The organism is Pseudomonas sp. PAGU 2196, assembly GCF_022179005.1.
GTDB classification, from domain to species: Bacteria; Pseudomonadota; Gammaproteobacteria; order Pseudomonadales; family Pseudomonadaceae; genus Aquipseudomonas; species Aquipseudomonas kermanshahensis.
Genome location: NZ_BNTL01000011.1, coordinates 41,399 through 64,961, shown reverse-complemented (window position 1 = coordinate 64,961; position 23,563 = coordinate 41,399). Strand labels below are relative to the sequence as shown.

At 62.9% G+C, this 23,563-nt stretch carries 17 protein-coding genes; 9 read left to right on the top strand and 8 right to left on the bottom strand.

Features of this window, described 5'->3' with window-relative positions:
- Nucleotides 1-118: 118 nt before the first annotated feature.
- From MFF34_RS10590 to MFF34_RS10555, 8 genes are all read right to left on the bottom strand, one after another.
- Nucleotides 119-1,606 carry an efflux transporter outer membrane subunit gene (locus MFF34_RS10590; RefSeq protein ID WP_238213216.1) on the bottom strand — a complete coding sequence of 496 codons (1,488 nt, stop codon included), beginning with the start codon at nucleotides 1,604-1,606 and terminating at the stop codon, nucleotides 119-121.
- Complete coding sequence (locus MFF34_RS10585; RefSeq protein WP_027593592.1) at nucleotides 1,603-4,710, bottom strand: efflux RND transporter permease subunit; 3,108 nt, start codon at nucleotides 4,708-4,710, stop codon at nucleotides 1,603-1,605. Before MFF34_RS10585 ends, MFF34_RS10590 begins: the two co-directional genes overlap by 4 nt.
- Nucleotides 4,707-7,805, bottom strand: coding sequence for an MdtB/MuxB family multidrug efflux RND transporter permease subunit (locus MFF34_RS10580; protein WP_238213214.1), 3,099 nt, complete (start codon nucleotides 7,803-7,805; stop codon nucleotides 4,707-4,709). Before MFF34_RS10580 ends, MFF34_RS10585 begins: the two co-directional genes overlap by 4 nt.
- On the bottom strand, nucleotides 7,802-9,073 hold the full coding sequence (locus tag MFF34_RS10575; protein WP_238213212.1) for an MdtA/MuxA family multidrug efflux RND transporter periplasmic adaptor subunit: 1,272 nt from the start codon (nucleotides 9,071-9,073) through the stop codon (nucleotides 7,802-7,804). The genes MFF34_RS10580 and MFF34_RS10575 overlap by 4 nt, the downstream gene beginning before the upstream one ends.
- 339 nt (nucleotides 9,074-9,412) lie before the next feature.
- Nucleotides 9,413-9,913: a thiol peroxidase gene (gene tpx, locus MFF34_RS10570; RefSeq protein ID WP_238213210.1), complete on the bottom strand. Its 501-nt coding sequence runs from the start codon at nucleotides 9,911-9,913 to the stop codon at nucleotides 9,413-9,415.
- 168 nt (nucleotides 9,914-10,081) lie between these two features.
- Nucleotides 10,082-11,362 carry a serine/threonine transporter gene (locus tag MFF34_RS10565; protein WP_027593596.1) on the bottom strand — a complete coding sequence of 427 codons (1,281 nt, stop codon included), beginning with the start codon at nucleotides 11,360-11,362 and terminating at the stop codon, nucleotides 10,082-10,084.
- A gap of 240 nt (nucleotides 11,363-11,602) precedes the next feature.
- Nucleotides 11,603-12,799 (bottom strand): amino acid aminotransferase, encoded by a 1,197-nt coding sequence (locus tag MFF34_RS10560; protein ID WP_099429096.1) that lies wholly within the window; start codon nucleotides 12,797-12,799, stop codon nucleotides 11,603-11,605.
- Between the two features lie 209 nt (nucleotides 12,800-13,008).
- Nucleotides 13,009-14,034: an Ldh family oxidoreductase gene (locus tag MFF34_RS10555; RefSeq protein ID WP_238213193.1), complete on the bottom strand. Its 1,026-nt coding sequence runs from the start codon at nucleotides 14,032-14,034 to the stop codon at nucleotides 13,009-13,011.
- Nucleotides 14,035-14,177: 143 nt separating this feature from the next.
- On the opposite strand from MFF34_RS10555, the gene MFF34_RS10550 reads away from it, so the two are divergent.
- From MFF34_RS10550 to MFF34_RS10510, 9 genes are all read left to right on the top strand, one after another.
- The gene (locus tag MFF34_RS10550; protein WP_027593599.1) at nucleotides 14,178-15,050 is read left to right on the top strand and encodes a MurR/RpiR family transcriptional regulator; all 873 of its coding nucleotides are present in this window, start codon (nucleotides 14,178-14,180) and stop codon (nucleotides 15,048-15,050) included.
- Nucleotides 15,051-15,071: 21 nt separating this feature from the next.
- Nucleotides 15,072-15,824, top strand: a complete 753-nt coding sequence (locus tag MFF34_RS10545; protein WP_099429094.1) for a transporter substrate-binding domain-containing protein — start codon at nucleotides 15,072-15,074, stop codon at nucleotides 15,822-15,824.
- Between the two features lie 171 nt (nucleotides 15,825-15,995).
- The gene (locus MFF34_RS10540) at nucleotides 15,996-16,715 is read left to right on the top strand and encodes an ABC transporter permease (RefSeq protein ID WP_027593601.1); all 720 of its coding nucleotides are present in this window, start codon (nucleotides 15,996-15,998) and stop codon (nucleotides 16,713-16,715) included.
- Complete coding sequence (locus tag MFF34_RS10535) at nucleotides 16,712-17,422, top strand: ABC transporter permease (RefSeq protein ID WP_027593602.1); 711 nt, start codon at nucleotides 16,712-16,714, stop codon at nucleotides 17,420-17,422. The genes MFF34_RS10540 and MFF34_RS10535 overlap by 4 nt, the downstream gene beginning before the upstream one ends.
- Before the next feature lie 16 nt (nucleotides 17,423-17,438).
- Entirely contained in the window at nucleotides 17,439-18,683 is a 1,245-nt protein-coding gene (locus MFF34_RS10530) for an FAD-binding oxidoreductase (RefSeq protein WP_238213192.1), read from the top strand.
- A gap of 20 nt (nucleotides 18,684-18,703) precedes the next feature.
- Nucleotides 18,704-19,486: an amino acid ABC transporter ATP-binding protein gene (locus MFF34_RS10525; protein WP_027593604.1), complete on the top strand. Its 783-nt coding sequence runs from the start codon at nucleotides 18,704-18,706 to the stop codon at nucleotides 19,484-19,486.
- A gap of 426 nt (nucleotides 19,487-19,912) precedes the next feature.
- Complete coding sequence (locus MFF34_RS10520) at nucleotides 19,913-20,722, top strand: gamma-glutamyl-gamma-aminobutyrate hydrolase family protein (RefSeq protein ID WP_099429091.1); 810 nt, start codon at nucleotides 19,913-19,915, stop codon at nucleotides 20,720-20,722.
- Nucleotides 20,723-21,172: 450 nt separating this feature from the next.
- Nucleotides 21,173-22,084 (top strand): 5-dehydro-4-deoxyglucarate dehydratase, encoded by a 912-nt coding sequence (gene kdgD / locus MFF34_RS10515; RefSeq protein ID WP_027593606.1) that lies wholly within the window; start codon nucleotides 21,173-21,175, stop codon nucleotides 22,082-22,084.
- Between the two features lie 104 nt (nucleotides 22,085-22,188).
- A complete protein-coding gene (locus MFF34_RS10510; RefSeq protein WP_238213190.1) occupies nucleotides 22,189-23,550 on the top strand; it encodes an MFS transporter in 1,362 nt (453 codons plus the stop codon).
- The last annotated feature ends 13 nt before the right edge of the window (nucleotides 23,551-23,563 follow it).

Below are 23,563 nucleotides of genomic sequence, written 5' to 3'. Positions count from 1 at the left end.
CATGCCTGGTAGCGATGTATTAGCCGTTAGGGCCTCTTCGCAGCACAAGGCTGCTCCTACAGCGATCGAGGGCAAGTCCACGAAGTGGCGCTTTTAGCCAAGCATGAATGGCCGGCCATCACTCCTGTTCGGCAAACGCCTGCTCGGCATCCCAGCCGCCGCCCAGCGCGGCAATCAGTTGCACACTGGCCACCAACCGTCCCTGCAGCAGGTTCAGCACACTGCGCTCGTTGCTCAGCGCGGTGGTCTGCACGTTCACCACATCCAGGTAGCCGATCAGCCCTGCACGGTACTGGTTTTCAGTCAGGCGCAGCGACTCACGCGCCGCGTCCAGTGCCTCCTGGCGCACCACCGCTTCATCGCCGTACACCTTCAGCTGCACCAGGAAGTTCTCCACTTCCTTGAAGCCATCCAGCACGGTCTGGCGGTACTGCGCCACGGTCTGGTCGTACACCGCCACGGTGCGGTCCACCTCGGCGCTGCGCTTGCCCGCATCGAACAAGGTCATGGCCAGCGAAGGCCCCACCGACCAGTAACGGTTCGGCAGTTCGATCCAGTTGCTGAAGCTGCTGCTCGAATACCCGCCACTCATGCTCAGGCTCAGGTCGGGGAAGTAAGCGGCCCGCGATACGCCGATATTGGCATTGGCTGCAATCACATTGCGCTCGGCCGAGGCAATGTCCGGGCGGCGTTCGAGCAACTGCGAGGGCAACGTCACTGGAATTTGCGGCAGCGCCGGGATGGTCTTGCTGTCTGCCAGGGCAAAATTCGCCGGGGCCTTGCCCAGCAACACGGCAATGGCATTTTCGAACTGCGCACGCTGCCAGATCAGGTCGATCAGGTCCGCCTGGGTGCTTTTCAGCTGCGTGCGCGCCTGCGCCACCGCATCCGGGCCAGACACACCGGCACGGTATTGGTTTTCAGTCATGCGCAGCGAGCGTTCGTAGGTGGCCACGGTCGCTTCCAACAGGCGCTTCTGCTCGTCGATCACACGCAGCTGCAGGTAGTTCTGCACCAGCTCCGACTGCTGGCTCAGGCGGATCGAGGCAAGGTCGGCGAAGCTGGCTTCGGCACTGGCTTCGTTAGCGTTCAACGTCTCACGCAGCTTGCCCCACAGGTCGATTTCCCAACTCACGCCGAGTTGGGTGTTGTAGGTGTTACGGATGCCGCTGCTGTTGTTCGACAGGCTGGAACTCGAGCTGCCAGTACCCTGAGCAGAACGGTTCTTGCTGGCGCTCAGGTCCAGGCTGGGGAACAGCGCGGCGCGGCTGCTGCGCACCAGGGCCTGGGCCTGACGGTACTGGGCCTCCGACTGCGCAACCGTCTGGTTGCTGCGGTTAAGCTCTTCGACCAGCGCATTGAGCCCGGCATCGCCGTAGACTTCCCACCAGGCGCCACGGGCGATCGCGTCCGAGGGCTTGGCCTGGGTCCAGCCCTCGGCCTGCTTGTACTGCGCCGGGGTGCTCAGCTCGGGGCGGTGGTAGTCCGGGCTCAGGGTACAGGCACTGAGCAGCGCCACGCACAGACTGGCGCCGAGCAGACGCGAGCCACGCCCCAGGGTCAATGACTGCAGGGCACGGTGAAGCGGTGTCTGGGCAAAATTCATAGCGGGGTTTCCAGAGCGGCGTCGGTGCGCACGCCGCGCCAATGGTTGAAACGGTGACGCAGGCGGTCGAGGTACAGGTAGACCACCGGCGTCGTATAAAGGGTGAGGATCTGGCTGAAGACCAGGCCGCCGATGATGGTCAAGCCCAAAGGCTGGCGCATTTCCGCCCCCTCGGCACGGCTCACCAGCAACGGCAAGGCGCCGAGGATGGCCGCCAGGGTGGTCATCAGGATCGGCCGCAGGCGCAGCAGGCAGGCGCGACGGATCGATTCCTCCGGCGACAGGCCTTGTTGGCGCTCCAGCTGCAGGGCCAGGTCGATCATCAGGATCGCGTTCTTTTTCACCACGCCAATCAGCAGGAACAGGCCCAGCAGCGAGATCAGGCTGAACTCGCCTCCGGTGACGTAGAGCGCCAGCAAGGCACCGACGCCGGCCGAGGGCAGGGTCGACAGAATGGTCAGCGGGTGAATGTAGCTTTCATACAGAATGCCCAGCACCAGGTACACCAGCACCAGCGCGCCAAGAATCATGAAGGGCTGGCCCTCCTGGGTCTTGGCAAAGGCGTCGGCGGTGCCACCGAGTTTGGCGATGACTTCCTCGGGCAGGCCAAGCTTGGCCACCGCCCGCTCCACTGCAGCCATGGCCTGGTCGGGGCTGTAGCCTTCGGCGACGTCAAAGGCGATGTCTTCGGAAGCGAACTGGCCTTCGTGGCTGACTCGGTCATTGGCCAAGCTGTTTTCGTAGTGGGCGATGGTCGACAACGGCACGCGGGCACCGTCGCTGGTAATCACCTGCACCTGTTCCAGCGTGCTCGGGTCCCAGGCGTATTTCGGGTTGATCTCCAGCACCACCTGGTACTGGTTGAGGCTGTCGTAGATGGTCGAGATCTGCCGCTGGCTGTAGGCGTTGTTGAGCACCGTGGTCACCATGTCCATGTCGATGCCCAGACGCTTGGCCTGATCACGGTCGACCACCAGGGTAACCTGCGGGGTACCCGCGCCATCACGGGCGTCGATGGCGGTCAGTTCGGGCAATGCGCGCACCGCCGCGACCACTTTCGGGAACCACTCGCGAAGGGCCGCCAGGTCGCCACTCTGCAAGGTATAAAGGTACTGCGACGACGTCTGGTCACGCCCACCGCCACCTAACTGCAGGTCCTGGTCGGCCATCAGGAACAGCCGCCCGCCGGGCACCTTGGGCATCTCTTTGCGCAGGCGCTCGATCACCTTCTGGGCATCCATCTTGCGCTCGCTGATCGGTTTCAGGCGCACAATCACCATCGCATTGTTGGTGCCACTGTTACCGCCGATGAAGCCAGCAACGCTCTGTACCGCAGGGTCGGCCAGCAAGGCGCGGCGGTAGGTTTCCATCTTCGGCTGCATCACGCTGAACGACAGGCCATCGTCACCACGGATAAAGCCAATCAATTGGCCGGTGTCCTGCTGCGGCATCAGCGTCTTGGGCACCACCACATACAACGCGATGTTGATACCGATGGTGGCCAGCAGGCTCAGCAAGGTCAGGCGCTTGTGCCGTAGCACCCAGCCGAGGCTGCGGTCATAGCCGTTGACCATGCGCTGATGAACCTTGTCGCTCCAGCGCTGCAGGCGGCTCTGTTCGGCCTGGTGCGGTTTCAGCCAACGGGCGCAGAGCATCGGCGTGAGGGTCAGCGAGACCACCAGCGAGACAATGATTGCAGCCGCCAGGGTGATGGAAAACTCCTGGAACAGGCTACGTACGATACCCCCCATGAACAGAATGGAGACGAACACCGCCACCAACGAAACGTTCATCGACAGCAGCGTGAAGCCCACTTCCTTGGCACCGAGGAACGCCGCACGCATCGGCGGCTGGCCGTCCTCGATGTGCCGGGAGATGTTCTCCAGCACCACAATGGCGTCGTCCACCACCAGGCCCGTGGCCAGGATCAGCGCCATCAGCGACAGGTTGTTGAGGGAGAAACCGCACAAGTACATGACCGCGAACGTGCCCACCAGCGATACCGGCACTGCCAGGCTCGGGATCAACGAGGCACGCAGGCTGCCGAGGAACAGGTAGACCACCAGAATCACCAGCCCTACCGCGATCAGCAGCGTGTGCTCGGCCTCCTTGAGGGTGGCCTTGATCACCAGCGAGCGGTCCATAGCCACATTCAGCTGCACGCTGGCTGGCAACAACGACTGCAACGCCGGCAACTGCGACTTGATCTGGTCGACTGTCTCGATGATGTTGGCGCCGGTCTGCCGGTTGACCACCAGCAACACCGCGCTCTGGTCGTTGAAGAAGCCGCTGTTGTAGCGGTTTTCAACGCTGTCTGTGAGGGTGGCTACGTCGGACAGGCGCAGGATGGTGCCGTTCTGCTGGCGTATCACTACCGGCTCGTAGTCCTTCGCCGTTTCCAACTGGTCATTCGCTCGCACCTCCCAACTGCGCTCGGCATCCTCGACGAAACCCATGGGCCGGCGCTGGTTGGCGTTGGACACGGCGGTACGCACCTCGTCCAGCGACAGGCCGTACTGGTTGAGCAACTGCGGCTCCACCGAGATGCGCACGGCGGGCAGCGAACTGCCGCCGATCTGCACCTCCCCTACCCCGGATACCTGGGCCAGGCTCTGGGACAGGATGGTGTCAGCCAAATCGTACAACTGGCCCTTCTTCAGCACGTCAGAGGTCAACGACAGCACCATGATCGGTGCCTGCGAAGGGTTGATCTTCTTGTACGTCGGCATGCTGCGCATGCCACTGGGCAGCAGGTTGCGAGTGGCGTTGATCGCCGCCTGCACCTCACGCGCCGCACCGTCGATGTCACGGCCCATTTCGAAGCCGATGACCACCCGCGTCGAGCCCTGGTTAGAGCTACTGGTCAGCGTAGTGACGCCCGCGATACTGCCCAGCTTGCGTTCCAAAGGCGTGGCCACCGTGGCGGCCATCACCTCAGGGCTGGCGCCGGACAGGTTGGCCTGCACCACGATCACCGGGAAGTCCATCTGCGGCAGCGGCGCAACCGGCAACAGGCCGAAGCTGACGCCGCCCAGCAACATGATCGCCAGGCTCAGCAGCATCGTCGCCACCGGGCGACGAATAAACGGTCCGGACAGGTTCATGCCTCAGCCTGCTTGGCATCAGTGGCCGGGCGCCAGCGGCGGGCCAGGCGGTCGAAGTACAGGTAGATGACCGGCGTGGTGAACAGTGTCAGCACCTGGCTGACCAGCAGCCCGCCCACCATCACCAGGCCCAGCGGCTGGCGCAGCTCGGCACCGGACCCGGTCGCCAGCATCAGCGGCACGGCGCCGAACAGCGCGGCCAACGTCGTCATCAGAATCGGCCGGAAACGCAGCAATGCGGCCTGGTAGATGGCGTCCTGCGGGCTCATGCCCTGGTTGCGCTCGGCTTCAAGGGCAAAGTCGATCATCATGATCGCGTTTTTCTTGACGATGCCGATCAGCAGGATGATGCCGATGATGGCGATCATCCCCAGGTCATTGCCACTGATGAGCAGCGCCAGCAAGGCCCCCACCGCCGCCGAGGGCAAGGTCGAGAGAATGGTCACCGGGTGGATGTAGCTCTCGTAGAGCACACCCAGCACGATGTACATGGTCACCACCGCGGCGAGAATCAGCAGCAAGGTGCTCGACAGCGAGGCCTGGAAGGCTTCTGCAGCGCCTTGGAAGCGGGTCTGCACGCCGATCGGCATGCCGATGTCCTGCTGCACCTGTTCGATCACCTTGACCGCCTCGCCCAGCGACGCGCCATGGGCGAGGTTGAACGACATCATCACCGCCGGGAACTGGCCGATGTGCGAGATCGCCAACTGCGCCTGGCGCTGCTCGATACGGGCCAGCGCCGACAGCCGCACCTGGCCGCCATCGGTGGCCTTGACGTGGATCGACTCCAGGGCCTGCGGGCCGATGCTGGCGGCGGCTTGCGACTGCAGCACCACGCGGTACTGGCTGGCCTGGGTGTAGATGGTCGAGATCTGCCGCTGGCCAAAGGCGTCGTACAAGGCGTTGGTGATCTGCGAAACCGAGATGCCCAGGCGGCTGGCCATGTCGCGGTCGATCACCAGGTACACCTGCAGGCCCTTGTCCTGCAGGTCGCTGGCCACATCGGCAAGCTCTGAGCGCTGTTGCAGCGCCTGCACCAGCTTGCCGCTCCACTGCGCCAGCAGGTCGGCGTCAGGTGACGACAGGCTGAACTGGTACTGGGTGCGGCTGACCCGGTCCTCGATACTCAAGTCCTGCACCGGTTGCATGAACAGGCGGATACCCACCAGCTTGTCGAGCTGCGGCTGCAGGCGGCTGATGACCTCGCCAGCGGTTACATCCCGCTCGCCGTGCGGCTTGAGGTTGATCAGCAGGCGCCCGCTGTTGAGCGTGGCGTTGTCGCCATCCACGCCGATGTAGGACGACAGGCTCTGCACCGCCGGGTCCTGCAGGATCACCTTGCTCAGCGACTGCTGGCGTTCGCTCATGGCGGCGAACGAAGTCGACTGTGGCGCCTCGGAAATACCCTGGATGACGCCGGTGTCTTGCACCGGGAAGAAGCCCTTGGGCACGGCGATGTACAGGACCACGGTGAGCCCCAGGCTGGCCACGGCCACCAGCAGGGTCAGCGGCTGGTGTTTGAGCACCCACTGCAGGCCACGGCCGTAGTGTTCGATGAGCCAGTCAATCCAGGCGCCGCTGGCGCGGTAGAAACGGCCCTGCTCTTCTTCCTTGGGCTCACGCTTGAGCAGCCGCGCGCACATCATGGGCGTGAGGGTCAACGACACGACCAGGGAAATCAGAATCGCCACCGCCAGGGTGATGGCGAACTCGCGGAACAGGCGGCCGACCACGTCGGCCATGAACAGCAGCGGAATCAGAACCGCGATCAGCGAGAAGGTCAGCGATATGAGGGTGAAGCCAATCTGCCGGGCGCCCTTGAGCGCGGCCTGCATCGGCGTTTCGCCTTCTTCGATGTGGCGGGAGATGTTCTCCAGCATGACGATGGCGTCATCCACCACGAAGCCGGTGGCGATGGTCAGGGCCATCAGGGTCAGGTTATTGACCGAGAACCCGGCCAGGTACATCACGCCAAAGGTGCCGATCAACGACAGCGGTACGGCGATCGAGGGGATGATGGTGGCACTGAAGCGGCGCAGGAACACAAAGGTGACCATGACCACCAGGACGATGGCGATCAGCAGCTCGTGCTGCACGTCCTTGACCGCGGCGCGGATGGTCTGGGTGCGGTCGGTCAGTACCGACACGTCCAGGCCGGCAGGCAGGTTATCGGTGATCGAGGGGAGCAGTTCCTTGATCCGGTCGACCACCTCGATCACGTTGGCGCCCGGCTGGCGCTGGATATTCAGCAATACCGCCTGGTTTTCGTTGGCCCAGGCCGCGAGGCGCTCGTTTTCCGCACCATCGACGATCTCGGCGACGTCCTTCAGGCGCAGCGGCGCACCGTTGTTATAGGACAGGATCAGGTTGGCGTATTCCGCAGGAGAGCGCAGTTGATCGTTGGCATCGAGCATCGACACCCGGGTCGGGCCATCGAAGTTGCCCTTGGGCTGGTTGACGTTGGACGCCCCGATCAGCGTCCGCACGTCCTCGAGGTTGAGGCCGTTGGCGGCCAATGCATCGACGTTGACCTTGATACGTACCGCCTGGCGCTGGCCGCCAGCGATGCTGACCATGCCCACGCCACTGATCTGGGCAAGCTTCTGGGCCACACGGGTGTCGACCAAGTCGTTGAGCTTGGGCAGCGGCATGGTCTTGGAGGAGATGGCCAGGGTCAGCACTGGGGTGTCGGCCGGGTTGACCTTGTTGTAGACCGGTGGCGCCGGCAAGTCGCTGGGCAGCAAGTTGCTGGCAGCGTTGATCGCGGCCTGCACCTGTTGCTCGGCAACATCCATGTTCATGTCGAGGCTGAAACGCAACGTCAGCACCGACGCCCCGCCGGAGCTGGTCGAGGCCATCTGGGTCAGCCCCGGCATCTGCCCGAACTGGCGTTCCAGCGGCGCGGTGACCGCACTGGTCATGACTTGCGGGCTGGCCCCTGGGTACAGGGTCATGACCCGGATGGTCGGGTAGTCGACCTGCGGCAGCGCCGATACCGGCAGCAGCTTGTAGGCAATCAGGCCGGCCAGGACGATGGCCAGCATACTCAGCGTGGTGGCGACCGGGCGCAGGATGAACAGGCGCGAGAGGTTCATGCGCCCGCCTTGCCTGCTTCACCGGCTTGGGCCGAGCCCTTGGCGTCCTGGCCCTGCAGGTGCTGGCCCGGGGTGGTTGGCACCAGCGAGCTGTCTTCGACCACCTCTACCTTGGTGCCTTCACGCAGGCGGTCGGTGCCTTCCAGCACCAGGCGATCGCCGGCAGCCAGGCCTTCAACGATCACGCTGTTCTCGCCATCGCTGGCGCCGACCTTGAGTTTGCGGATATTGACGGTGTTCTGGGCGTTGACCACATAGGCAAAGGTGCCATCGTTGCCAAACTGGATAGCCGCGGCCGGGGCCAGCACCACCTGTTTGAGGGTGTCGGCCAACAGGCGCACATTGACGAACTGGTTGGGGAACAGCGCCAGGTCCTTGTTCTCGAAGCGGCCCTTGAACTTGAGGGTGCCGGTGGTGGTGTCGATCTGGTTGTCGATACTGCCCAGTACCCCGGTGGACTGCAGCTTGCTGTCGCTGCGGTCCCACGCCTCGACCGGCAGGCTGGCGCCGCTGCGGTAGCGTTCCAGCACGGTGCTCAGTTCGGTTTCTGGCAGGGTGAACGCGACGTTGATCGGCTCGGTTTGGGTGATGACCACCAGCGCGGTAGCGTCGTTGGCAGCCACCAGGTTGCCCAGGTCGAGCTGGCGCAGGCCTACCCGGCCATTGATCGGCGAGCGGATCTGGGTGAAATCGAGGTTCAGGCGCGCATCGCTGACCTGTGCCTGGTTGGTTTTGACCAGGCCTTGGAATTGCGCGACCTGGGCTTCTGCGGTGTCGAGGGTCTGCTTAGCGATGCTGTCCTCGGCATACAGGCCTTTATAGCGCGCCAGGTCGACCTGGGCGTTTTTCAGCTGTGCCTGGTTCTGCGCCAGGGTGCCTTCGGCCTGCTGCAAGGCGATGCGGTAGCTGCGTGGGTCGATCTCGGCCAGCAGTTCACCAGCCTTGACCTGTTGGCCTTCCTTGAAGTGGATTTTGACCAGCTCACCGGCCACACGGCTGCGCACGTTCACGGTATTGGTCGCGGTGACCGTGCCCAGCGCCTTGTAGTACAGCGGGAAATCGCCCACCCGAACCGGCTCGACACGCACCGGCACCGGGTCGCTGGAGGCCCCGAAACCTGGGCGCCCGCCTTTGCCCATGCGCCCGCTGCTGGCTTCTTTATGTGCAGGCGATGCGGGCCACAGCCACCAGGCCAGCAAGGCCACCAGCAGCAGGATCAGCAGGCCGACGAGCCAGCGACGGGGGGAACGGGAATTGGACGCTTGCATGGGTTGAACGAACCTTGTTCGGAGTGACGACTTGGGAGGGTTGAACGATAAGCACTGGCATCGTTTTAGCAAAGGCCCTTTACCAGAGGTTTACCTTTGCCTGACGTTGCCAAAACACTGAACTTTAAACGAAAACGGCCCGGAAATCGTTCCGGGCCGTTACAGGGTGTTGCTTGGAGCGGTGGGCAGGGCTGGAGTTCCGTTGCCTCTGCCGGCCTCTTCGCGGGTAAACCCGCTCCCACAGGATGACCACGGTTTCTAAGACCAGTGATCATCCTGTGGGAGCGGGTTTACCCGCGAAAGGGCCGGAACAGATAAACCCACCGGCCCGACCTGCCTTTATTTCAGAACAGCCAGCGCAGCCTCGTAGTTCGGCTCGTCAGCGATTTCACCGACTAGCTCGCTGTGCAGCACTTTATCGTTTTCGTCCAGCACGACCACTGCACGTGCAGCCAGGCCAGCCAGCGGGCCGTCGGCGATGGCCACACCGTAGTTTTCGAGGAACTCGGCGCCACGCAGGGTCGACAGGTTCTTCACGTTCTCCAGGCCTTCGGCACCGCAGAAGCGCGCCTGGGCGAATGGCAGGTCGGCGGAGATGCACAGCACCACGGTGTTGGCTACATCGTTGGCCTGGGCATTGAACTTGCGCACCGACGTGGCACAGGTTGGGGTGTCGACGCTCGGGAAGATGTTCAGCACCTTGCGCTTGCCGGCGTAGTCCTGCAGCGACTTGTCAGCCAGGCCTTCACCCACCAGCGAGAAGGCTGGCGCCTGAGCACCGGCTTGCGGCAGGTTGCCCTTGACCTGAACCGGGTTGCCTTTGAGAGTCACTTGAGCCATGGACGAAATCCTTATGCGGGGTTTGAAAAGGACACCGAGTTAAGCATGAAGGCGGCCGGGTGCCTATGGGTGAAGCAAAAATTGTTTTATTGCCAGACAATTCTTGTGGACAAAAAAATGCCCAGGTCGCAACAGGCGACCTGGGCATTGATTGTCACGGGCGGTGGATCAGCTCAGCAAGCCGTAAACCACCGACGTCAGCGCAACCACGCCAACCGCGACCACGAACACGTTGGACATCGCCCCACTGTACTTGCGCATCGATGGCACGCGGCGAATGGCGTACATCGGCATCAGGAACAGCAGCACCGCGATGATCGGGCCGCCCAGCGATTCGATCATGCCCAGAATGCTTGGGTTGAGCGTGGCGACGATCCAGCACACCACCAGCATCAGCGCCGCGACCACGCGGTCCAGGGCTTTGGCGCCCGGGCGCGCGCCGGTCTTGGCAATAATGCCTTTCAGGCCTTCACTGGCACCGATGTAGTGGCCCAGGAACGACTTGGCGATAGCAATGAAGGCAATCAGCGGTGCGGCAAACTCGATGGTCGGGTTGCTGAAGTGGTTGGCCAGGTACGACAGGATCGACAGGTTCTGTGCCTTGGCTTCAGCCAGCTGGGCGCTGCTGAGGGTCAGCACGCAGCTGAAGACGAAGAACAGCACCATGGCCACCATCAGCAGGTGGGCGCGGGCGAGGATCTGGCCGCTGCGCTCATCGGCATGCTCGCCGTAACGGCGCTTCTGGTCGACCGCGAACGCCGAGATGATCGGCGAGTGGTTGAACGAGAACACCATCACCGGAATCGCCAGCCACACGGTGTGCAGGAAGGCCGAGCCCGACGGCAACTGGGTGGCGCTGTCGAGAATACCACCGGTCCAGTGCGGTACCAGGTACAGGCCCAGCAGCGCCAGGGCCACGATGAACGGGTAGACCAGCAGGCTCATGACCTTGACCGTGGCCTGCTCACCGCAGCGCACAATGGCCAGCAGGCCCAGGATCAGCACGAACGACAGAATCGCCCGCGGCGGCGGCGTCATGTGCAGCTGGTGCTCCATGAAGCTGGTGACGGTGTTGGTCAGCGCCACGCTATAGATAAGCAGGATCGGGAAGATGGCGAAGAAGTACAGCACGGTGATCAATGCACCGGCGGTAATGCCGAAATGCTCCTCGACCACTTCGGTGATGTCCCCGCCCTTGCGCCCGGAGAGGACGAAACGGGTCAGGCCACGGTGGGCGAAGTAAGTCATCGGGAAGGCCAGCACGGCCAGGATGATCAGCGGCCAGAAGCCACCGAGGCCAGCATTGATGGGCAGGAATAAAGTACCTGCGCCGATGGCGGTGCCGAACAGGCCCAGCATCCAGGTGGTGTCTTGACGTGCCCAGCTGCCCAAGGCTGCCGGGGTCGATTCTTCATAGCGCCGTTCGACGCTTGGGGCCTGCTCATTCATTCCGGGTGTAGCTCCACTCGCAAGACTGCAACAGGGCTGGGAATGGCGAACCAGACGCTTCGCGCTCCCCAACCAAAAAAGAGGGGCGCGATTGTGCACTGAAAGTGGGCGGTTGCGAAGCCCCGTCCGAGGGACGGTTGCACTTGTCATGACAACTGGGTGAAACCGGGGGCCGCTTCGCGCCCCATTCGCGGCGCAAGGCCGCTCCTACAGGTGTTGTGCGAAGCGGCCCCTATCACATCACTTCTGAACGGCGGCGAACGCCTCGGCAACCCGTTGCAGGTTGGCCGGACGCAGGCCGGACATGCATACCCGGCCGCTGTCGATCAGGTAAACGCCGAACTCGTCACGCAGGCGACGCACCTGCTCGACGCTGAAACCGGTGTAGCTGAACATGCCGCGTTGACGCAGGAAGAACTGGAAGTCCTGGCCTGGCAGCAGCGTGGCCAGCGCATCGACCAACGCCTGACGCATGTCCAGGATGCGTTTACGCATCACTTCGACTTCTGCCGCCCATTGGGCATTGAGCGCGGCATCGCCCAGTACGCCGGCGACCAGTTGGGCACCGAAGTTGGGTGGGCTGGAGTAGTTGCGGCGCACGGTAGCCTTGAGCTGGCCGAGCACGCTCTGCGCGGTGGCGTCATCGTCGCAGACCACCGACAGGCCCCCAACCCGCTCGCCGTACAGCGAGAAGATCTTCGAGAACGAGTTGCTGACCAGGCACGGTACGCCGGCACGGGCCATTTCACGGATGGCGTAGGCGTCTTCCACCAGGCCTTCGCCGAAGCCTTGGTAGGCGATGTCGAGGAACGGGATCAACTGACGCGCCTTGACCACTTCCACCACCTGCTGCCACTGGTTCTGGTCCAGGTCGGCGCCGGTCGGGTTGTGGCAGCACGGGTGCAGCAGCACGACGCTGTTGGCCGGCAGGGTCTGCAGGGTTGCCAACATGCCGTCGAAGTCGACGCCACGGCTGACCTGGTCGAAGTACGGGTAGGTATTCACCTTGAACCCGGCACCTTCGAAGATGGCGCGGTGGTTGTCCCAAGTCGGGTTGCTGACCCAGACTTCGGACTGCGGGAAGTAGCGCTTGAGGAAGTCGGCCCCCACTTTCAGTGCGCCAGAACCACCCACGGTCTGCACGGTGGCCACGCGGCCGCCGGTCACGGCCGGGTGATCGGCACCGAACAGCAGTGCCTGGATGGCTTGGCGGTAGCTGGCCAGGCCTTCCATCGGCAGGTACAGCGACGCTTCGTGAGCAACGCCTGCGATGCGTTTTTCGACGGCATCCACCGCCGCCAGTTGTGGCACCACGCCGGCTTCATCGTAGTACAGGCCGATACTCAGGTTGACCTTGTCGGCGCGGGGATCGGCCTTGAAGGTTTCCATCAGCGAGAGGATCGGGTCGCCGGCATAGGCATCGACATGTTTGAACACAGCGTGCAGCTCCTTGGATCAGGACAGTTCGGAATGGCTGCCCTGAGGATACCCGGAGTCGCGGTGGAGGAACATCACCGATTGTGCAGGTTGTCTATGCAAGATTGCACAGCCCTAGATTCGTGCTGCCTGTAACGGCCCTTTCGCGGGCAAACCCGCTCACACAACGCAGAACCTGTGGGAGCGGGTTTACCCGCGAAGAGGCCGGTTCAGGCAACTAATGCCTTGAGGCACTGCAGTTCCTGCTCGGTCAATGCCACGCCCTCTTCCTCGGCCACCTCGCGCTCGCGGTAACGCCGCTCCCCGGGCATCCGCGTCAGGCCCACGGCCTGCATCTGCTCCACCAGCTCGCGGCTGCGCTGGGCAAAACGCTCGCCTTCGGCCTTGCTCGGGTCGATGACGATGATCAACTGCCCGGTCCAGGGCGTCTTGGCTCCAGGGTGCGAGGACCAGTCGAACTCCCAGGAGAAATGGCCGCCCGTCAGCGCCGCCGCCAGCAGCTCGACCATCATCGACAACGCCGACCCCTTGTGCCCGCCAAACGGCAGCAAGGCGCCGCCTTCGAGAATGGCCTTGGGGTCGGTGGTCGGCTGGCCGTTGGCATCTACGCCCATGCCCTCAGGTAACTGCTGGCCGGCCCGTGCAGCGATCTGCACATCGCCATGGGCCATGGCGCTGGTGGCCATGTCGAAGACGATCGGGTCATGTTCGGCACACGGCGCGGCAAAGGCGATGGGGTTGGTGCCAAACAGCGGTTTGCGTGCGCCATGCGGCACCACGCAGGTCATGCTGTTGACCACACTCAGGGCCACCAGGCCCTCTTCGGCGAACGGCTCTACATCCGGCCACAGGGCCGCGAAGTGGTGCGAGTTGTGAATCGCCAGCACTGCGATGCCGGCGTTGCGTGCCTTGGCCACCAACAGCTCACGGGCCGCCGCCAGCGCCGGCTGAGCAAATCCGCCCGCTGCATCGACACTCACATAGCCAGCCGCCACATCGCTGACCTTCGGCCTGGCCTGGCCATCGACCCAGCCACTGGCCAAAGTCGAGACATAGCCCGGAATACGGAACACGCCATGGCTGTGAGCGCCATCGCGCTGGGCGCTGGCGCAGTTGTGGGCCAGCACCTGGGCCACGGTTTCGCTGCAGCCATGACGCTGGAGGATCGCCTGCAACAGGTTCTGCAGCTCGGTAAAAGGCACACGCACGGCAGTGCCAGTGGAAGGTGCGGACATCTGAAGCTCCTTGTTGGAATTAGAGTGGCTACAGCGTTGCAACGACAAAAACTTTCCTGCATGTGACAGCTATCTGTCAAATATTGACTTGATGACAGAAAACATTCATTTTCTATCGCAAGCCTCACCCCCGGAGAAACAGCATGAGCCAACCGATCAAGCAACGCCTGGAAAACAGCCTGCAAGGGGCTGCCGCCTCAGGCCGCACGATCGCCAGCTACATGCTTGCCAACCTGCACGAACTGCCCTTTCAGACCTCGGCCAGCATCGCTGCCAAGCTGGGTGTCAGCGAATCCAGTGTTGGCCGTTTCTGCCGCTCGTTAGGTTATGCCCACCTCAAGGCGCTCAAGCAAGACCTGCAGAACGACCTGGGCGATGGCCCGTGGCTGGTCGGTGACCGCTTGCAAGACTACCGCCAGAACCATGATGCCAGCGACAACGCCGGCAGCCTGGAGCTGGAAATAGCCGCCCTGGTGCGTGTGCACGAGTACCGCCAGAGCGAGCCCTGGCACCGCGTGGCACAGCGCCTGGCGAGCAAACCACGGGTGTTCATCGCCGGCTTTCAGACCGAGCGCGGCGTCGCCATGTGCATGAGCCACCTGCTGCAGTACCTGCGCGATGGCGTACAACTGGTCGACCTCAGCGCCGGGCACTTCGGTGAGGTGCTGTTGGGCCGCGCCGAAGACAGCGCCCTGGTGGTGTTCGAGGCGCGTCGTTATTCCCGCCACGCCCTCCAGCTGTGCCAGAAAGCGCGCGAGGCCGGCATTGCGGTCACCCTGGTGACCGACACCTTCTGTGACTGGGCCGATGCCAACGCCGACGAGGTGTTCCGCATCCCCACCGAATTCAACCTGTTCTGGGAATCCACCGCGACAATGCTGTCGTGGGTGCACCTGATGGTCAACGAGGTCTGCAAGAAGCTCGGGCCGGATGTTGAAAAACGCTTGGAAGCGACTGCCGCTCTACATAACGAATTCGTCGGCTACACCTCGTGGCCGGCGGGAAAACAACAATAGCAAGAGTGCAAGAGGTGCGAGATGAACAAGACCATGGCTATGGTAGGTGCGTGTGCCCTGCTGCTGGCGGGCGCCGCCAGCGCTGAAACCCTGCGTTTCGCCACCGAAGGTGCCTACCCGCCCTTCAACTATGTCGACGCCGATAACCAGCTGCACGGCTTCGACATCGACATCACCCACGCCCTGTGCGAACAGATGAAAGTCGAATGCACCCTGGTCGCCCAGGACTGGGAAGGCATCATCCCGGCCCTGATGGCGCGCAAGTACGACGCCGTGGTCGCGTCGATGATCGATACCGAAGAGCGCCGCAAGAAAATCGCCTTCACCGATCATTACTACCGTACCCCGTTGACCGTGGCCGTGGCCAAGGACAGCAAGATCACCGACGCTCAGAACAACTTCGTCGGCTACACCGTGGGCGCCCAATCCTCGTCGACCCAAGCCATCTATGCCGAAGACGTCTACGGCAAGGCCGGTGCCGACGTGAAACTCTACCCGACCATGGATGAAGCCAACGCCGACCTGGCCGCAGGCCGCCTGGATGGCGTGATCGCCGACAAGTTCCCCCTGCACGAGTGGATGACCAAGAACGGCCAGGACTGCTGCAAGATTCTCGGCGACGTGGCCGACACCAAGGCCGACGCGGCCATTGCCGTGCGCAAGGATGACGAGGCGCTGCGCCAACGCCTGAATACCGCGCTGCAACAGATCGTTGCCAACGGTACCTACCAGAAGATCGCCAGCAAGTATTTCGCCTTCGATATCTACAACTGATCTTCAGGAAACGACGCAATCCTGTAGGAGCAGCCTTGTGCTGCGAAAGGGCTGCAAAGCGGCCCCCTGCAATCTGTGCCGCGGCATACACCCAGGGGCTGCTCCGCAGCCCTTTCGCGACACAAGGCCGCTCCTACCAAGAGAACGCGTTGCCTACCTTAGGGGTTTGTCATGCTCGATCAATTGTCCTTGCTGTCCTTCGCCAGCGGAGGCTGGGGCCAGGCGTTGCTGGCCGGCGCCCTGGTCACTGTTTCGCTGGCCCTCGCCTGCCTGCCCATCGGCCTGCCGCTGGGCCTGGCCGTAGCGTTTGCCGCACGCTCGCGCAAACGCCTGCCACGGGCCTGGGCCACGACCTTTTCTACCGTGTTCCGCGGCCTGCCCGAACTGCTGACGCTGCTGATCATCTATTACGGCTGCCAGATCGCCGCGCAAAAAGTGTTGGCCGCCCTCGGCTATCAAGGCGAATTCCTGATCAACACGTTCCTGGCCGCCATGATCGCCTTCAGCCTTGTGTTTGCCGCATTCTCCAGCGAAATCTGGCTGGCAGCCTTCAAGACCCTGCCCAAAGGGCAACTTGAAGCGTGCTCGGCACTGGGCCTGAGCAAGCGCACAGGCTTCTTCAAGGTGGTGCTGCCACAGCTGACGCGCATCGCCCTACCCGGCCTGTCCAACAACTGGTTGTCGCTGCTCAAGGACACTTCGCTGGTGTCGACCATCTCGCTGGTCGACCTGATGCGCCAGACCAACCTGGCCGTCAGCGTGACCAAAGAGCCGATGTTCTTCTATGGCGTTGCCTGCTTGGGTTACCTGCTGTTCTCGGCGGTCTCGGGACGGGTCTTTGCCTTCATCGAACGGCGCAGCAGCCGTCACCTGCAAGGAGCCCGGGCATGAATATCGAACAATGGCTGGCAGCCGTCCTCGACCCGGACCTGCTGGAACGCTACGGCCCGCGCTTCGTCGATGGGCTGCTGGTGACAGCCAAGCTAGTGGCGATTTCATTCACCCTGGGCGCCGTACTCGGCCTGCTGCTGGCACTGGCACGCTTGTCGCGCAGCCAGGTGCTGCAGCGCCTGTCGGCCGGTTATGTGTACTTCTTCCGCGGCTCACCGCTGCTGGCGCAGTTGTTCCTGCTTTATTACGGCCTCGGCTCGTTGAAAGGTTTCTGGCAGGACGTCGGCCTCTGGTGGTTCTTCCGCGAAGCGTGGTTCTGCACGTTGCTGGCATTCACCCTGAACACCGCCGCCTACCAGGCCGAGATCTTCCGCGGCAGCCTGATGGCCGTCGCGCCTGGGCAGCATGAGGCGGCGCGGGCACTGAACCTGAGCCGCTCGACCACCTTCTTCAAGGTGATCCTGCCGCAGTCGCTGCTGGTGGCCATCGGCCCTCTGGGCAATGAACTGATCCTGATGATCAAGGCCAGCGCGATTGCTTCGCTGGTGACCATCTACGACCTGATGGGCGTGACCAAACTGGCGTTCTCGCGCAGTTTCGACTTCCAGATCTACCTGTGGGCCGCCGTGCTCTACCTGGTGATCGTCGAGCTGGTGCGGCGCCTCCTGAAACACCTGGAAGCCCGCCTGGGCCGCCACCTGAACTGACCGAAGGATACGTTCCATGCATTGCCAGACTCTCGTCCTCGGCGCCGGCATTGTCGGCGTCAGCACCGCGCTGCACCTGCAGGCGCGCGGGCGCCAGGTGATTCTGATCGACCGCGACGAACCCGGCAGCGGCACCAGCCATGGCAACGCCGGGCTGATCGAGCGCTCCAGCGTGATTCCGTATGCCTTCCCCCGGCAAGCGGGCGCGCTGCTGCGTTACGGCCTGAACCGCCAGCCCGACGTACGCTACAGCTTGCTGCACTTGCCCAAGGCCGCACCGTGGCTGTGGCGCTACTGGCGCCAGTCGGCGCCGGGGCGCCTGGCGGGTGCCGCCGCCGACATGCTGCCGCTGGTACAGCGGTGCATCGAAGAGCATGACGCGCTGATCGAAGCCGCCGGCCTGGAAGGGCTGGTACAGGCCAAAGGCTGGATCGAGGTGTTCCGCGACCCGGCCCTGTTCAAGCGGGCCAAGGAGGACCTCAAAGGCTTGAGCCGTTACGGCCTGCAGTACGAGATTCTCGAATGCGGGCAGCTTCAGGCACGCGAACACCAACTGGACAGCACCGTGGTGGGTGGCATTCATTGGCTCGACCCGAAGACCGTGAACAACCCCGGCGCCCTCACCCGCGGCTATGCGGCGCTGTTCGTCCAACGTGGCGGGCAGTTCCTGCATGGCGATGCGCGCAGCCTGCGCCAGGTCGAAGGGCAATGGCAGGTCGACAGCCGTCGCGGCCCGGTCACCGCCGACGAAGTGGTGGCCTGCCTCGGCCCACAGTCGGCCGACCTCTATGAAGGCCTTGGCTACCAGATCCCGTTGGCGATCAAGCGCGGCTACCACATGCACTACGCCACCCGTGACGGTGCGCAACTCGAGCATTCGATCTGCGATACCCAAGGCGGCTATGTGTTGGCGCCCATGGCCCGGGGCGTGCGCCTGACCACCGGTATCGAATTTGCTGCCAGCGACGCGCCAGGCAACGAAATCCAGCTGCGCCGCTGTGAAGCCTTGGCCCGGCGGTTGTTCCCGGCGCTCGGCGAACGCCTCGATGACGCGCCGTGGCTGGGCCGGCGCCCGTGCCTGCCAGACATGCGCCCAGTGATTGGCCCAGCGCCGCGGCACAAAGGCCTGTGGTTCAACTTCGGGCATGCACACCATGGCCTCACCCTGGGCCCGGTCAGTGGCCGGCTGCTGGCAGAACTGCTGACCGGCGAGCGCCCATTTACCGACCCTGCGCCCTACAGCGCGACACGTTTCGACTGAACCCTGCGGAGAACAACAATATGACCGCCCCTTTGAGCCTTGCCAGCCTTGCTCCAGCACCCGACCCGCGCCCGGTACTGATCCGTATCGAGGGTTTGAACAAGCACTATGGCGCGTTTCATGTCTTGCGCGACATCGACCTGCAGGTCCGCGAAGGCGAACGCATCGTCCTGTGCGGCCCGTCCGGTTCGGGCAAGTCGACGCTGATCCGCTGCATCAATCGCCTGGAAGTGGCCGAAAAAGGCAGCGTCCAGGTGGATGGCACCGACCTGGCCGCCACCACGCGCCAGGCGGCGCAGATCCGCAGCGAGATCGGCATGGTGTTCCAGCACTTCAACCTGTTCCCGCACATGAGCGTGCTCGACAACTGCCTGCTGGCCCCCACCAGCGTGCGCGGGCTGTCGCGCAAGGACGCCGAGGAACGCGCGCGCATGTACCTGGCCAAGGTCGGTATCGAAAGCCAGGCGCACAAATACCCCAGCCAGCTGTCCGGTGGCCAGCAACAACGCGTGGCCATCGCCCGCGCCTTGTGCATGAAACCCCGCATCATGCTGTTTGACGAGCCGACCTCGGCGCTGGACCCAGAGATGGTCGCCGAGGTGCTGGATGTGCTGGTAAAGCTGGCCGACACGGGCATGACGATGCTCTGCGTCACCCATGAAATGGGCTTTGCCCGGCAGGTGGCCGAGCGGGTGCTGTTCCTTGAAGGTGGGCAGATCATCGAGGACAGCCCGCCGCAGGTGTTCTTCAACCAACCGAAGACCGAGCGGGCCAAAGGGTTCCTGGCGCAGATACTGCACTGATCCGTGTAGGAGCAGCCTTGCGCTGCGAAGAGGCCAGTGACAGCACCGTAAATCTTCGTGGCTGCCACTGGCCTCTTCGCAGCACAAGTCCATCGATTACAGGTGGCGTGCCAATGCATACGCCGCCTTCATTGCACCGCTGCAATGAACCAACTGCGTCGTTAAATATAATTGACCTCACCCCCTGCCAAACCCTTGCCGCCACAGGCCTGCAACGGTTTAACCCCCCTGAAATCGGCGTATACCCCCTCTAAAGCCTCTACCAGTCGTTTGACATATCGAACGGCTCTGGCAAGCTAGCAACAAGTCCCGACCGGAATCGTCGCCTCTGACGAGCCGGCAGTGCTCGGGGCTTCAGGTCGCACTCAAGGCCCCGGCCGTGCGCCTGCACAACAACGACAGGTCGAACCTGTCCCAAGGTGACATATGTCCAACAGCAACATTGGCAACAAGCAACCTTCCCTGCGCAAACCCGTCGTCCTGATGACCATGGGCAGCCAAGAGCGCAAAGGCCATGACTATCAGGTCATGACCCACAAATACATTACTCCGCTGGTCGACTTCGCCGGTTGCGTCCCGGTCTTGGTGCCCACCTGCTGTGGCACTGAAGACCTCGAGACCTACCTGGACATGGCCGACGGCGTCTACCTGACCGGTGCCGGCAGCAACATCGACCCGGCCCTGTACGGCCAGGAAAACGAAACCCCCGGCAAAGGCCAGGACAAGGCACGCGACCTGTTCGACATCCCGCTGGTCAAGGCAGCCCTCAAGCGTGGCCTACCGATCTTCGGCATCTGCCGTGGCATGCAGGAAATCAACGTGGCGCTGGGTGGCGACATCTACCAGAAGGTGTACGCCGAGCCAGGCTTCAACGACCACCGCGAAAACCCCGAAGACCCGGTCGACGTGCAGTACGCTCAAGTGCATGCCGTGAAGGTCAAGCCAGGCAGCTGGCTGCGCGACACCCTGGGCTGCGACGAGATCCGCGTGAACTCGCTGCATGGCCAAGGCCTGCGCAACTTGGGTAAAGGCATTGAGCCGATCGCCCTCGCCGAAGACGGCCTGGTCGAGGCTATTCATGCCCCGAGCATTTCGCCCTTCCTGTTCGCAGTGCAGTGGCACCCCGAGTGGCAAGCCGCGAAAAACCCTGATTCGATTAAGATCTTCCAGGCCTTCGGCGACGCTTGCCGCGCCCAGGTTCGCAAGTCCCAGGTCAAGCACCATCAGGCTGCCTGACACAAAGCTTCGTTAGCTTTGATCGCGGGGCGGCGCAAGGCCGCCCCCGCTTCCCCGGTCACCCTCTGCTGGTCCCAGAACACTTCCCGTGGATGCGGGCGGCGGGCTTGTGCCTGTCTCCGCGATCGTTTTTTCCTTCCCCCCTCAAGAGATACGATGACTGTTTACCATGAACCTGGGTGCCAGGCTTCATGCATGATCGGTTGTCGCCTACTACGCCCCATTCGCGGGCAAGCCCACTCCCACGGGGTTTTCTAGGTCCTGAATGTTTGCTCATATCCCTGTGGGAGCGGGTTTACCCGCGAAAGAGCCGCCTGCAGAAACACGCCTTCCTCAGCCCACCAGGGAAAAAAAATGCATCAAGGGACTAGTCATCGTACAAGTTGTACGATAACTTACCTCCATCGCTTCTACACACCCTCACCCAAGCGCCACAGGATGCCTATAACAATGAATCCACAAGAACTGAAATCCATCCTCTCCCACGGCCTGCTGTCTTTCCCGGTCACCGACTTCAATGCCCAGGGCGACTTCAACCAGGCGGGTTACATCAAACGCCTGGAATGGCTGGCCCCTTATGGCGCCAGCGCCCTGTTCGCAGCCGGCGGTACCGGTGAGTTCTTCTCCCTGGCGGCCAGCGAATACAGCCAGGTGATCAAGACTGCCGTCGACACCTGCGCCACTTCGGTACCGATCCTCGCCGGCGTTGGTGGCTCGACCCGCCAGGCCATCGAATACGCGCAAGAAGCCGAGCGCCTGGGTGCCAAGGGCCTGCTGCTGCTGCCGCACTACCTGACTGAAGCCAGCCAGGACGGCGTCGCCGCCCACGTCGAAGCCGTGTGCAAATCGGTGAAGATCGGTGTAGTGGTCTACAACCGTAACGTCTGCCGCTTGAACGCCGACCTGCTGGAAAAACTCGCCGAGCGTTGCCCGAACCTGATCGGCTACAAAGATGGCCTGGGTGATATCGAGCTGATGGTGTCGATCCGCCGCCGCCTGGGCGATCGTTTCAGCTACCTGGGTGGCCTGCCGACCGCCGAAGTGTATGCTGCTGCCTACAAGGCCTTGGGTGTACCGGTGTACTCGTCGGCCGTGTTCAACTTCGTGCCAAAGACCGCGATGGACTTCTACCACGCCATCGCCCGCGAAGACCACGCCACCGTTGGCAAGCTGATCGACGACTTCTTCCTGCCATACCTGGACATCCGTAACCGCAAGGCCGGCTACGCAGTCAGCATCGTCAAGGCGGGCGCCAAGATCGCCGGTTACGACGCAGGCCCGGTGCGCACGCCGCTGACCGACCTGACCGCTGAAGAATACGAAATGCTCGCAGCCCTGATGGACAAGATGGGTCCGCAATAAGCGAACCCCCGCGGCCTGTCTCAGCCGCACCCGGAGTGGGAAGCCCCCACTCCGGTTACACCTCGTGAGCCCGCACAAAAATAACTAGTGGGAGTACTACCAGCATGCAAGCGACTAAGAAGACGCATGTGCGCTACCTGATCCTGTTCATGCTGTTTCTGGTGACCACGATCAACTATGCCGACCGCGCTACCATTGCAATCGCAGGCTCCAGCCTGCAGAAAGACCTCGGCATTGACGCCGTCACCCTCGGTTATATCTTCTCTGCCTTTGGATGGGCTTACGTGGCTGGCCAGATCCCTGGTGGCTGGCTGCTCGACCGTTTCGGCTCCAAGAACGTCTACGCCTTCAGCATCTTCACTTGGTCGCTGTTCACCCTGTTGCAAGGGTTTGTCGGTGGCCTGCCGGTGGCATGGGCAATCGTAACGCTGTTCACCCTGCGTTTTCTGGTCGGTTTTGCCGAAGCCCCGTCGTTCCCGGGCAACGCCCGCATCGTCGCGGCCTGGTTCCCCACCGCAGAACGCGGCACGGCCTCGGCCATCTTCAACTCGGCCCAGTACTTCGCCACCGCACTGTTTGCCCCAATCATGGGCTGGATCGTCTTCAGCTTCGGTTGGGAACACGTGTTCGTGGTCATGGGCGGCCTCGGCATCCTGTTCTCGTTCGTGTGGATGAAGACCATCTACAACCCCAAGCAACACCCGCGCATCAGCCAAAGCGAGCTCGAGCACATCGAGCAGAACGGCGGCCTGGTGGACATGGACCAGAAACGCGGCAACGACGGCCCAAAATGGGGTTACATCAAGCAGTTGCTGACCAGCCGCATGCTGCTGGGCGTGTACCTGGGCCAGTATTGCATCAACGCCATCACCTACTTCTTCCTGACGTGGTTCCCGGTGTACCTGGTGCAAGAGCGTGGGATGACCATCCTCAAGGCGGGCATCATTGCCTCGCTGCCGGCCATTTGCGGTTTCATCGGTGGCGTGTTGGGCGGGGTGCTGTCGGACTGGCTGCTGCGCCGCGGCAATTCGCTGACCTTCTCGCGCAAGCTGCCGATCGTCTGCGGTCTGTTGCTGTCGACCACCATGGTCTTCTGCAACTATGTCGACGCTGAATGGATGGTGGTCGGTTTCATGACCTTGGCCTTCTTCGGCAAAGGCATTGGTGCACTGGGCTGGGCTGTGGTCGCCGACACCTCGCCCAAGCAGATCGCCGGCCTTTCCGGCGGCCTGTTCAACACCTTCGGCAACATCGCCTCGATCACCACGCCCATCGTCATCGGCTACATCATCAGCGCCACCGGTTCGTTCAAGTGGGCTCTGGTGTATGTAGGCGCCAACGCCCTGGTCGCGGTGTTCAGCTACCTGGTGATCGTCGGCCCGATCAAGCGCATCGAGCTGCATGAACCCCCAAAGGCTGAAGCCGACGTCACCGCCAATGGTGACTTGGCAAACGCCCGACACTGAGTGAACACGCCCG

Excerpts from the sequence above, each read along its gene's own strand:
- MFF34_RS10550 (WP_027593599.1), top strand. The coding sequence starts at position 14,178 with ATGAGCCAACCGATCAAGCAACGCCTGGAAAACAGCCTGCAAGGGGCT.
- MFF34_RS10520 (WP_099429091.1), top strand. The coding sequence starts at position 19,913 with ATGTCCAACAGCAACATTGGCAACAAGCAACCTTCCCTGCGCAAACCC.
- MFF34_RS10540 (WP_027593601.1), top strand. The coding sequence starts at position 15,996 with ATGCTCGATCAATTGTCCTTGCTGTCCTTCGCCAGCGGAGGCTGGGGC.
- MFF34_RS10545 (WP_099429094.1), top strand. The coding sequence starts at position 15,072 with ATGAACAAGACCATGGCTATGGTAGGTGCGTGTGCCCTGCTGCTGGCG.
- tpx (WP_238213210.1), bottom strand. The coding sequence starts at position 9,913 with ATGGCTCAAGTGACTCTCAAAGGCAACCCGGTTCAGGTCAAGGGCAAC.
- MFF34_RS10510 (WP_238213190.1), top strand. The coding sequence starts at position 22,189 with ATGCAAGCGACTAAGAAGACGCATGTGCGCTACCTGATCCTGTTCATG.
- MFF34_RS10555 (WP_238213193.1), bottom strand. The coding sequence starts at position 14,034 with ATGTCCGCACCTTCCACTGGCACTGCCGTGCGTGTGCCTTTTACCGAG.
- MFF34_RS10585 (WP_027593592.1), bottom strand. The coding sequence starts at position 4,710 with ATGAACCTGTCCGGACCGTTTATTCGTCGCCCGGTGGCGACGATGCTG.
- MFF34_RS10575 (WP_238213212.1), bottom strand. The coding sequence starts at position 9,073 with ATGCAAGCGTCCAATTCCCGTTCCCCCCGTCGCTGGCTCGTCGGCCTG.
- MFF34_RS10590 (WP_238213216.1), bottom strand. The coding sequence starts at position 1,606 with ATGAATTTTGCCCAGACACCGCTTCACCGTGCCCTGCAGTCATTGACC.
- MFF34_RS10525 (WP_027593604.1), top strand. The coding sequence starts at position 18,704 with ATGACCGCCCCTTTGAGCCTTGCCAGCCTTGCTCCAGCACCCGACCCG.
- MFF34_RS10565 (WP_027593596.1), bottom strand. The coding sequence starts at position 11,362 with ATGAATGAGCAGGCCCCAAGCGTCGAACGGCGCTATGAAGAATCGACC.
- MFF34_RS10530 (WP_238213192.1), top strand. The coding sequence starts at position 17,439 with ATGCATTGCCAGACTCTCGTCCTCGGCGCCGGCATTGTCGGCGTCAGC.
- MFF34_RS10580 (WP_238213214.1), bottom strand. The coding sequence starts at position 7,805 with ATGAACCTCTCGCGCCTGTTCATCCTGCGCCCGGTCGCCACCACGCTG.
- kdgD (WP_027593606.1), top strand. The coding sequence starts at position 21,173 with ATGAATCCACAAGAACTGAAATCCATCCTCTCCCACGGCCTGCTGTCT.
- MFF34_RS10535 (WP_027593602.1), top strand. The coding sequence starts at position 16,712 with ATGAATATCGAACAATGGCTGGCAGCCGTCCTCGACCCGGACCTGCTG.